10 protein-coding genes and 2 pseudogenes are annotated in these 10,157 nt (G+C 60.3%); 11 read left to right on the top strand and 1 reads right to left on the bottom strand.

The genetic code is table 11. The annotated features are described in order from the left end of the window. Positions 1-6 precede the first annotated feature (6 nt). The 10 genes from G455_RS0119430 to G455_RS0119475 all read left to right on the top strand — a co-directional run bounded on the left by G455_RS0119430 (position 7) and on the right by G455_RS0119475 (position 9,117). On the top strand, positions 7-384 hold the full coding sequence (locus G455_RS0119430; RefSeq protein WP_028095218.1) for a Zn-ribbon domain-containing OB-fold protein: 378 nt from the start codon (positions 7-9) through the stop codon (positions 382-384). A gap of 3 nt (positions 385-387) precedes the next feature. Then, a complete protein-coding gene (locus tag G455_RS0119435) occupies positions 388-1,539 on the top strand; it encodes a thiolase (RefSeq protein ID WP_028095219.1) in 1,152 nt (383 codons plus the stop codon). Positions 1,540-1,562: 23 nt separating this feature from the next. Then, a complete protein-coding gene (locus tag G455_RS0119440) occupies positions 1,563-2,420 on the top strand; it encodes a MaoC/PaaZ C-terminal domain-containing protein (protein ID WP_028095220.1) in 858 nt (285 codons plus the stop codon). A 10-nt stretch (positions 2,421-2,430) separates the two neighbouring features. After that, the gene (locus G455_RS0119445; RefSeq protein WP_028095221.1) at positions 2,431-3,567 is read left to right on the top strand and encodes a CaiB/BaiF CoA transferase family protein; all 1,137 of its coding nucleotides are present in this window, start codon (positions 2,431-2,433) and stop codon (positions 3,565-3,567) included. Between the two features lie 63 nt (positions 3,568-3,630). Further along, positions 3,631-4,350 carry a transglutaminase-like domain-containing protein gene (locus tag G455_RS0119450; RefSeq protein WP_028095222.1) on the top strand — a complete coding sequence of 240 codons (720 nt, stop codon included), beginning with the start codon at positions 3,631-3,633 and terminating at the stop codon, positions 4,348-4,350. Further along, entirely contained in the window at positions 4,347-4,796 is a 450-nt protein-coding gene (locus G455_RS0119455) for a MaoC family dehydratase (RefSeq protein WP_028095223.1), read from the top strand. Before G455_RS0119450 ends, G455_RS0119455 begins: the two co-directional genes overlap by 4 nt. Further along, positions 4,783-5,907 carry an acyl-CoA dehydrogenase family protein gene (locus G455_RS0119460; RefSeq protein ID WP_028095224.1) on the top strand — a complete coding sequence of 375 codons (1,125 nt, stop codon included), beginning with the start codon at positions 4,783-4,785 and terminating at the stop codon, positions 5,905-5,907. The genes G455_RS0119455 and G455_RS0119460 overlap by 14 nt, the downstream gene beginning before the upstream one ends. Next, positions 5,904-7,055, top strand: a complete 1,152-nt coding sequence (locus tag G455_RS0119465) for an acyl-CoA dehydrogenase family protein (RefSeq protein WP_028095225.1) — start codon at positions 5,904-5,906, stop codon at positions 7,053-7,055. The genes G455_RS0119460 and G455_RS0119465 overlap by 4 nt, the downstream gene beginning before the upstream one ends. 28 nt (positions 7,056-7,083) lie before the next feature. Beyond that, positions 7,084-7,893 carry an enoyl-CoA hydratase/isomerase family protein gene (locus G455_RS0119470; RefSeq protein WP_028095226.1) on the top strand — a complete coding sequence of 270 codons (810 nt, stop codon included), beginning with the start codon at positions 7,084-7,086 and terminating at the stop codon, positions 7,891-7,893. 27 nt (positions 7,894-7,920) lie between these two features. Then, positions 7,921-9,117: a phenylacetate--CoA ligase family protein gene (locus G455_RS0119475; RefSeq protein WP_229861750.1), complete on the top strand. Its 1,197-nt coding sequence runs from the start codon at positions 7,921-7,923 to the stop codon at positions 9,115-9,117. 200 nt (positions 9,118-9,317) lie between these two features. On the opposite strand, the pseudogene G455_RS24735 reads toward G455_RS0119475, so the two are convergent. Beyond that, positions 9,318-9,509, bottom strand: a pseudogene (locus G455_RS24735) (integrase core domain-containing protein); the annotation flags it as partial. On the opposite strand from G455_RS24735, the pseudogene G455_RS0119490 reads away from it, so the two are divergent. Continuing rightward, positions 9,505-10,157: pseudogene (locus tag G455_RS0119490) on the top strand (IS3 family transposase); the annotation flags it as partial. The pseudogenes G455_RS24735 and G455_RS0119490 sit on opposite strands and share 5 nt — an antisense overlap.

The raw sequence follows: 10,157 nt of genomic DNA on the forward strand, positions 1-10,157 counted from the left end.
ACGCCTATGCAGGATGCCAAAGGACCAGACCAGCTTTTCCAACGCGCGCTGGCAGAGGGAGAGATCCTGCTGCCCAAGTGCGACGACTGCGGGGCCTATCACTTTTTCCCGCGAGTCCTGTGTCCACATTGTCATGGCACCGCGATTTCGTGGAAGCAGGCCACCGGCAAGGGACGAGTCTACACCACAACCGTCGTGCGCCGAAGCCACGACCGCGGCGGCGACTACAACGTGTGCATGGTCGAGCTTCAAGAGGGCGTTCGAATGATGAGCCGGGTCGAAGGCATTGCACCGGGTGAGGTCGCCATCGACATGGCTGTAACCGCTTTCGTGGGCGAGGCCGAGGACGCTCCTGCCGTGCTCTTCAAGCCGTCGGAGGTATAAGTCATGACCACAGAACTTCGGGGGAAATCCGCCATCGTGGGAACCGGTCATGCCGGTTTCGGAGAAGCCCATGGCCTGACGGCCTATGATGTCATGGCGCAATCTGCGCTTGCGGCGCTTGGCGATGCCGGGCTGAAACTGTCCGACGTCGACGGGCTGTTTTGCACCATGATGGAAGACAGCATGCCGGCGCTTATGGCGGCGGAGTATCTGGGCATCCAGCCCCGTTTCATTGATGGCACGATGTCGGGCGGTTCGTCCTTCGTAAACTACCTGACGTCCGCGACCATGGCGCTGGACGCCGGTCTGTGTGATGTCGCGCTGATTGTTTATGGCTCCAACCAGCGCACCGCGTCGGGCAGACTGGTGACCGCTTCACGTCCGCCGGCCTACGAGGCGCCGTATAATCCGCGCTATCCGATCTCGGCCTATGCGATGGCGGCGGCGCGGCACATGCATGAATATGGCACCACCCGCGAACAGCTGGCCGACGTGGCCGTCGCCGCGCGGGCCTGGGCGCAGCACAACCCCGAAGCGTTCGAGCGCGGCCCGCTGACCCGCGAGGACGTGTTGGGTGCGCGCATGGTGGGCGATCCATTGACCGTGCGCGACTGTTGTCTTGTCACCGACGGCGGCGGCGCGATCGTAATGGTCCGCGCGGACCGCGCCCGGGATTTCCCGAAGGCGCCTGTCTATGTGCTGGGCAGTGCGGCGGAGAGCTCGCACCGGCAGATTTCCCAGATGAAGGATTTCACCGTGACCGCGGCCCGCGACTCGGGCGCGCGCGCCTTTGCGGCGGCCGGAGTGACCCCTGCGGATATCCAGGCGGTCGAGCTCTATGATGCCTTCACCATCAACACGATTTTGTTTCTCGAAGATCTTGGGTTCTGCGCGAAGGGCGAGGGAGGGGCCTTTGTCGAGGGCGGACGCATCGCGCCTGGCGGCGTCTTGCCGGTGAACACGAATGGCGGCGGCCTGTCCTGTGTGCACCCCGGGATGTACGGCATCTTCACAGTGATCGAGGCTGCCCGTCAGATCCGTGGCGACGCGCCGGGCATTCAGTTGGAGGATATTGATCTGGCGCTGGCGCATGGCAACGGCGGTGTGCTGTCCAGTCAGGTCACGGCGATACTTGGATCGCAAAACACGCTCTGACGGCAACTAAGGGAGGAAAGTAAATGCCATTGGATTTCGAGGCACTGTCGAACTGGGACTTTGAGGAAATCGAACAGACGCTGACCGAGCGGGATACCATCCTGTATGCACTCGGCCTTGGGTTCGGCGAGGATCCGACCGACAAAAAGGAGCTGGCCTATGTCTATGAGGACGGGCTCAAGGCAGTTCCCTCGATGGCGGTCATTTTGGGGTATCCCGGCTTCTGGCTGCGCGATCCCAAGACCGGCGTAAACTGGCAAAAAGTGCTGCACGGAGAACAGTGGCTCGACATCTACAAGCCGCTGCCGACACATGGCCGGATTGTCGGCCGCAGCAAGATCGACTTCATCGCCGACAAGGGCGAGGGCAAGGGAGCCGTCATTTACCAAAGCCGTGATATTATCGACGCGGACAGCGGTGAAAAACTGGCGCGCGTGGCGATGTCGGCTTTCTGTCGCGGTGATGGGGGGTTCGGCGGTGAGAACCAGGCAGGTCCGGCACCCGCAGTTCTGCCTGATCGGGCGCCTGATCATGTATGTGATATCGATACCCTGCCGCGCCAAGCCCTTATTTATCGTCTCAGCGGTGATTTCAATCCGCTTCATGCTGACCCGGATGTTGCCCGTTCTGTCGGGTTTGACCGCCCTATCCTGCATGGTCTGGCGACCTATGGGCTGGCGGCCCGGGCGATTCTCAAGACGTTACTGGACTATGATTCTGCCCGGCTTGTCGGTCTGGATGTTCGGTTCTCGGCGCCGGTCTATCCCGGCGAAACCGTGCGGTTCGAAATCTGGCAAGAGGACGGCGAGGCCCGGTTTCGAGCGTCTATACCGGCACGCGACGTGGTTGTTCTGAACAACGGCGCGGCGCGCTTCGCCTGAGGCAGTGAAGATGGCTCAACCGCTCAAGGATATCCTGGTGCTGGATTTCAGCACACTTCTTCCCGGTCCGATGGCGACGCTCATGCTGTCCGAGGCCGGCGCCGAAGTGATCAAGTTCGAGCGTCCCGGAGTCGGCGAGGACGCGCGCCAAACCGAGCCCAAGATCGACGGAGAGAGCATCGGATTTGCCGTGTTGAACCACGGCAAGCGATCGGTGGCCATCGACCTCAAGTCAAGGGGCGCAGTGGAACGTCTGCGCCCCTTGATCGAGAGGGCCGATGTTCTTGTAGAGCAGTTCCGTCCCGGCGTGATGGACCGGCTGGGGCTTGGTTATGAAGCGGTGCGCAAGATCAATCCCGGTCTCATCTATTGCTCGATCACCGGCTATGGCCAGACCGGACCAAAGGCCAGCGCCGCCGGCCACGACCTCAACTACGTCGGTGATGCGGGTATCCTGTCGCTCAGTCGTGGACCGGATGACCAGCCAACGGCCCCGTTCGGGCTGGTCGCCGATATCGGCGGCGGAACCTATCCTGCGGTGATGAATATCCTGCTGGCCCTGATTGCGCGGCAGGCAAGCGGGCAGGGGACGCATCTGGATATCGCAATGGCCGAGGGGGCGTTCGCCTTTGCCTATTGGGCCCATGCCGAAGGTGTGATTGCCGGGCAGAACATCGAAAGCGGTGGCAGCCGTCTGACGGGTGGCCTGGCCCGGTATCGGCTTTATACGGCTGCGGACGGGCGTCAGATCGCCGTCGGCGCATTGGAAGAAAAGTTCTGGCAGTCGTTCTGCGATGTCATTGGTTTGCCGGTGGCCCTTCGCGATGACTGGTCCGATCCAAATGCCTGTGCCGCGGAGGTTGCACGTCGTCTGAGGGAACATCCCTCGACCCATTGGGAGGCTTTGCTGGCAGCGGCAGATTGCTGCTGTTCGGTCGTGAAGACGCCCGCCGAGGCGGCGCGTGACCCGCATTTCAAAGCGCGTGACGTGTTCGGGCGGACAGTAAAAATCTCCGGCCGGGACGCGCCCGCTTTGCCGCTGCCAATTGCCCCGGAGTTCCGTTCTTCGGGAAATTCGGTCGGAGTTGCAGCCACTCTGGGCGAAGACAATACGCGTTATGGCGTGGACCAACCGAAGACAGAGTAAATCCCGTTGACGGGCAGGTTTTGAATCGATAATCTAACAATTGTTAGAAATAAAGAGGGGCCAATGGACAAGTCTGACGATGACCTGCCGACTGAAGCTGAGCGTTATGTCATGCCATCGCGCTTTGTGGAAAGCGATAGCTTGGAAGTGCAGGGTTTCGTGACATCGGCTTTGCGTGATCTTCCTGTGGACGCAACCAATCGAGATAAGGCGATCCGCCTGTTCGAAGCGGTGCGCGACGATATTCGCTATGATCCCTATTGTTTTGCGCTGGATGAGGACTCTTACCGTGCCAGCCGTATCGCTGGGGCGGAAGCGGCGTTTTGCGTTCCCAAGGCAATTCTTCTGGCGGCTTGTTTGCGTGCTGTGGGTATCCCCGCCGCTCTGGGGTTCGCGGATGTGCGCAACCACCTGAATACACCCAAGTTGCAGGAGTTGATGGGGACCGATCTCTTTATCTACCACGGCTATGTTCAGCTGTGGTTGGGGAATGAGGCCTACAAAGTGACACCTGCATTCAACATGGAACTGTGTGAAAGATTCGGGGTCAAACCCCTGGTCTTCGACGGCTATCACGACGCGCTCTTTCATGAGTTCGACGAACAGAATCACCGACACATGGAATATGTGAACGACCGTGGTCTCTATTTCGACGCGCCGATGGGTGAGTTCCTGGTGGCGTTCAAGGAAACCTATCCGAAGCTGGAAGAATTCAACCGCATCCGGATATCCAAGGAGGCGAGCGGATACGATGACGGTTTCGCAAAGGAGGGTGCCTCTTGAGGTATCTGGAAGACTTCTCGCCGGGCCAGGTCTATCGCTTTCGCAGCGCTCCGATGAGCGCGGATTCAATAAAGGCGTTTGCCGAGGAATGGGATCCGCAGCGGCTGCACACCGACGAAGACTATGCAACCGCCATACATGGCAGCCTGATCGCCTCGGGCTTTCAGACGATGCTGGAAGTGTTTAGGCCGGTCATGTCTGAAATGATGGTCGATGTCGCCAATATCGGTGGCATGGGCTTTGACAATCTGCGCTGGCTGCGGCCGGTGCGCCCGAACGAACCCCTTGATGTCGAACTGACGGTCAACGCGGTCACGCCGTCAAAAAGCAAGCCCGACAGAGGTGTTTTGCACTATACGCTCAGCGCCAAAAACCCTGCGGGCGAGGTCGTTTTTTCGACCGACACCCCCGTAATGATCCAGCGAAAACAAAATGACACAGACTGATATCCTTTCCAGCGAACAAGAAGACCTTCGCCTGTTGCGCGAGAGCGCGCGCACGTTGTTTGAACGGGCGGGCGGAAGTGACAGAGCCCGAAAACTTCGTGATGCCGGGGGCGGTTTCGATGCGGAGATGGTCCGGGAACTCGCCGAGGCCGGTGTTTTCGGCGTGGCGGTGCCCGAAGATCAGGGCGGGCTTGGCATGGGCCTAGCCGCCGGGGGTGTCATCGCCGAGGAAGTCGGCCGTGTGATTGCCCCGGAACCGGTCGTGTCGACGATCGGTCTGAGCCTCGGCCTTCTGCGCCGCCTTTGTCCGGATCATCCGAAGATGGCACAGCTCATCGGCGGCGAAATTTCCTTGGCGGTTGCCTGGCAGGAACGCGGCCCCGACGGGGCGCCTGCCGATGCGACCTGCCGATACGCGGACGGAAAGCTGACCGGTGGCAAGGCCTGGGTCGTCGGTGCGATCGGTTCGCACGGGTTCCTTGTCGTGGCCGAACAGGATGATGGTCCGGTTCTGGTTCTGGCTGAGGCAGACGCGCAGGGGCTTGTCATCGACAAGCGGACGCAGGCGGATGGCAGCTCTCTGGGCGAGCTTTCGTTTTCGGGAACTCCGGCCGCGGAATTGGCCAGCGGCGGTGCGGTTCTCACTGCACTGGCCGAGGCTGTCGCCGATGCAACGGCGCTTGCCGCGGCCGAGCTTGTCGGCCTGAGCGAGCGCGCCTTCGAGATCACGCTCGACTACATCAAGACGCGGGAGCAGTTCGACAAGCCGATCGGATCATTCCAGGTCATCCAGCACCGTGCCGTCGACCTCAACGTGATGTGCGAGGTCGCGCAGGCCGGAGTGCGGGAGGCGCTTGCGCAGATGGACAGCGAAACCGATCCGAAGGTTCGGGCCCCGATTGCCAGCCGCGCCAAAGCGCGCGCCGTCACGGCCGCCAAGAAAATCACCCGCGACGCCATCCAGCTGCACGGGGCCGTCGGGTACACGGATGAGTTCGATATCGGGCTCTACCTGAACCGGGCGCTGGTGCTGTCGGCCTGGTTGGGCGACGATGCCTATCACAGGCGGATATGGTTCGAGGCACGCGAAGCAGAGGGGGCAGCACAATGACCGACTGGAACGCTATGACCGATGCAGAGTTCCGCAAAGAAGTGCGCCAGTTCTTCGAGGCGGAATATCCCGAGGAGCTGCGTCACCTGCCGCACCGACCGAAGTTCGCCGAGATCGAACATTGGCACCGCAAGCTTCACGCCAAGGGCTGGGTTGCACCGGCCTGGCCCGCTGAATTCGGCGGGATGGGGCTAAATGCCTCCAAGCTTCTGATCTTCTACGAGGAACAGCAGCGTTGGGGCGTCAATCGCGGTCGTGACATGGGCGTGCAGATGGTCGGCCCACTGATCATCAAATTCGGCACCCAGAAACAGAAGGATTACTGGCTGCCGCGTATCCTGAGTTGCGAAGACATCTGGTGCCAGGGCTACTCCGAGCCCGGCGCAGGGTCGGATCTGGCCAACCTGCGCACGCGCGCGGAAATTGACGGGGACGACTTTGTCATCAACGGACAGAAGATCTGGACCACGATGGCGCATGACGCTACGCACATTTTCATGCTGGTGCGCACCGATCCGGATGCACCCAAGAAACAACAAGGCATCAGTTTCCTGCTCGCTCCGATGGATCAGCCCGGAGTCGATGTGCGCACCATCACGACCCTGTCGGGCGAGACCGAGTTTTGCGAGGTCTTCTTTGACAATGCACGGACGCCCCGCGAGAACCTCGTGGGCGAGCTGAACAAGGGTTGGACGATGGCCAAGGCTCTCTTGAGCTTCGAACGCATTTTCATCGGTTCGCCAAGTCTGGCCCAGAACGCTCTGGGACAGCTTGAAAGCTTTGCCCGTGGCCGTGGCGCGTTTGACGATCCGGTGTTCCGTGACCGCTTTGCCCAGGCGGCACTGGATGTGGAAGATCATGCCGCGCTTTATGCCCGTTTTGCAGATCAGCTCAAACGTGGCGAGACGCTGGGTGCGGATGTCTCCATGCTGAAGATTTGGGTGACTGAATGCTTCCAGCGCATCACCGAGCTGATGATCGAAGCAGCCGGTCCCGATGGCGGCTCCATCGGGCCGCTTCAGGTTGGCAATGTTAGCGTCGACGTTTTGTCGAGCTTCTACAAGGCCAGACCTACCACGATCTATGGTGGATCGAACGAAATCCAAAGAAACATCCTGTCCAAGGCCGTCCTGGGACTGCCTGGCTGACTCAATACCCCACGGAGGAAATAGAACTATGTCGGATCGTTATGCAAAATACGATAAACTGAAATTTGACTACCCGGCGGATCGCGTGCTGCGCATCACGTTCGACCGGCCCGAGACGTTTAACTCGGTCGATGCCGAAACTCACACCCAGATGACGGACATGTGGATCGATATCGACCGTGACCCAGACATCAATTCGGTCATCGTGACCGGTGCGGGCAAGGCGTTTTCCGCCGGTGGCGATTTCAGCCTGATCGAAAACATGATTGGCAACTCGCACGAGATCATGAAGACGTGGAAAGAAGCCAAGGATCTCGTCTACAACATCATCAACTGCAACAAGCCGATCATTTCCGCGATCAATGGCCCTGCGGCCGGCGCGGGCCTTGTGGTTGCCATCCTCGCCGACATCTCGATCGCCGGAAAGAAGGCCAAGATTGTCGATGGTCATCCCCGCCTTGGTGTTGCCGCCGGTGACGTCGCGGCGATTATCTGGCCGCTGCTGACCTCGATGGCCAAGGCGAAATACTATCTGATGACCTGCAAGCCGGTGTCGGGCGAAGAGGCCGAGCGTATCGGTCTGGTATCAATGTGCGTCGAGGATGACGAGCTGCAGCAGATCGCGCTGGATACAGCCGTCGAACTAGCCAACGGCTCGCAAAGCGCGATTCGCTGGACCAAGTATTCGCTGAACAACTGGCTGCGCCAGGCCGGGCCGATCTTTGATGCGTCGACCGCGCTGGAGATGCTTGGCTTCATGAGCGAGGACGTCAAGGAAGGTGTGTTGTCGCACCGCGAGAAGCGCGCGCCAAACTTCCGCAAGGACTGCCCGCTCTAAAGCCTGATTGGACGAGGAGGCATGGAAATGTCTGATGATATCTACCAAGATATAGCGCAAGCCTATGCCGCTGCGGCCGAAAAGGCTCCTGGTCTGAAATCGCGATTCACGGCTGCCGGATTCGATCCGGCAGCCGTCACATCGGTGGCGGACCTTTCGCGCCTTCCAGTGATGAAGAAGGAAGAGCTTCTGAAGATTCAGCGCGAGAACCCGCCTTTTGGCGGGTTCCTCGCCTCGGATTTAAAGGATATCGGGCGAATCTACGTGTCCCCCGGCCCGATTTTCGAACCAGCCCTTTCGGGCGGTGGCGGCCACGGCCTTGACCTTCTGTTCAAGGCCGCAGGCGTGGGGCCGGGAGATATCATCCTGAACACCTGGATGTATCATCTGGTACCGGCTGGCCTGCTGTTCGACGAAGCGGCACAGGCCGCAGGCGCCACGGTGATCCCGGGCGGCGTCGGCAACACCGAGCTTCAGGCACAAATCATCGTCGAAACCGGCGTGACTTCGATCTGTGCTTCGACTGCGTTTTTCCTGACGCTGGCGGACAAGGTGATCGAAACCTATGGCCGCGACGCCTGGAAGGTGAAAACCGCCTTTCTGGGCGGGGAAATGGGCGACTGGATGGCCAAACGCCGCCGGATCGAGGCCGATTACGGCGTGTCGACCTGGGCCGCCTATGCCACAGCCGATCTGGGCCTTGTCGCCTATGAGGATGGCGGCGACGGCTATCTGGTTCATCCCGACCGCGTGGTGCAGATCTGCGATCCGGTCAGCGGGGAACAGGTCGCCCATGGTGAACCAGGCGAGGTTGTCGTGACCGCGCGCGATGCCACTTGGCCGATGATCCGGTTCGGCACCGGCGACAGCGCCTTTGCCCTGGAAAGCAACGCGGATGGCACCGTCAGCCGGATTTCAGCATTGCAGGGCCGGGTCGGGGCAGCGGTCAAAGTGCGCGAGATTTTCGTTTATCCGCGCGTGGTTGAGGAAGTTGTCATCGGCACGCCGGGCGCAAAGGCCGCGCAGGCCGTGGTAACGCGCGAGAACGATCGCGACATGATCCGCCTCTCGCTTGTGCTGGAAGACGGTGCCGACGCTTCTGCTGCGGAAGCGGCCGCAGCTGAGGCCTTTAAATTGCATGCCAGGATCCGTGCCGACGCGGTGAGCATTGTTGCGGAACTGCCCGAGAATGCAGAACTGATCGTCAACCAAAAAGACCGCTAAGATCGGATCTCGATCATTCGCGACAACCGCAGAAACAGATGGGCGGCCGGGCAACTGGCCGCCCTCTATCGTCAGGAACAGTGCGCATCTTTGGCGGCGTGGTATTCTCGGTCGAGACGGTCGATGTAGGCCGCCGTGGTCATCACCTCTTTCACCGCTCCGATCCAGAGCAGCCCGATCTGATTGGCCCAAGGTAATTGTTAGTGCATGATTGGGCTGGTTTCCATTGGGATGATGGTTTCGTGAGCCGGTGGCCGATAGTCCAATGCACTGTGTGGCCTCTTGGTGTTGTAGTGTTTCCTCCATTGCTTGATCAGGATTTGAGCCTCACGCAGGCTATAGAAGATTTCCCCATTGAGCAGTTCATCCCGCATCCGCCCGTTGAAGCTTTCGTCGGAGATGAAGCGGCTGCGCGAGTTGGAAGACGAGAATGCGCGGCTGAAGAAGATCGTCGCGGATCTGACACTGGATCGCGAGATGCTCCAGGACGTCATCAAAAGAAAGCTCTGAAGCCGGGTCGGAAGCGCGAACTGATTGACGGGATGTGCGCGGACTGGGCGGTGTCGATCCGGCGGGCTTGTGGGGCTCTCCGGTTTGACCGTTCCACCTACCACTACATATCCCGGCGCCCCGATCCGGCGGCTTTGAAAACGCGGATCAAGGAGATCTGCGAAACCCGTGTGCGCTACGGCTATCGCCGGGTGCATGTCGTCCTTTGTCGCGAAGGCTGGGACGTGAATATCAAGAAAGTCTATCGCATTTACAGGGAGTTGGGCTTGCAACTCAGAAACAAGACGCCGAAACGACGGGTGAAGGCCAAGCTGCGCGATGACCGGGCCGAGGCTGTCGGCCCCAACGATGTCTGGGCGATGGACTTCGTGCATGACCAGCTTGCCACGGGCAAGAAGCTGCGCGTCCTGACGGTCGTGGACACGTTCTCGCGTCATTCGCCGGTGCTGGATGTTCGGTTCAGTTATCGCGGGGAAGACGTGGTCGCCACCCTGGATCGGGTGTGCCGGCGGATCGGCTATCCGAAGACG

Origin of the sequence: Pseudodonghicola xiamenensis DSM 18339, assembly GCF_000429365.1 — a bacterium.
In the GTDB taxonomy this organism is placed as follows: Bacteria; Pseudomonadota; Alphaproteobacteria; order Rhodobacterales; family Rhodobacteraceae; genus Pseudodonghicola; species Pseudodonghicola xiamenensis.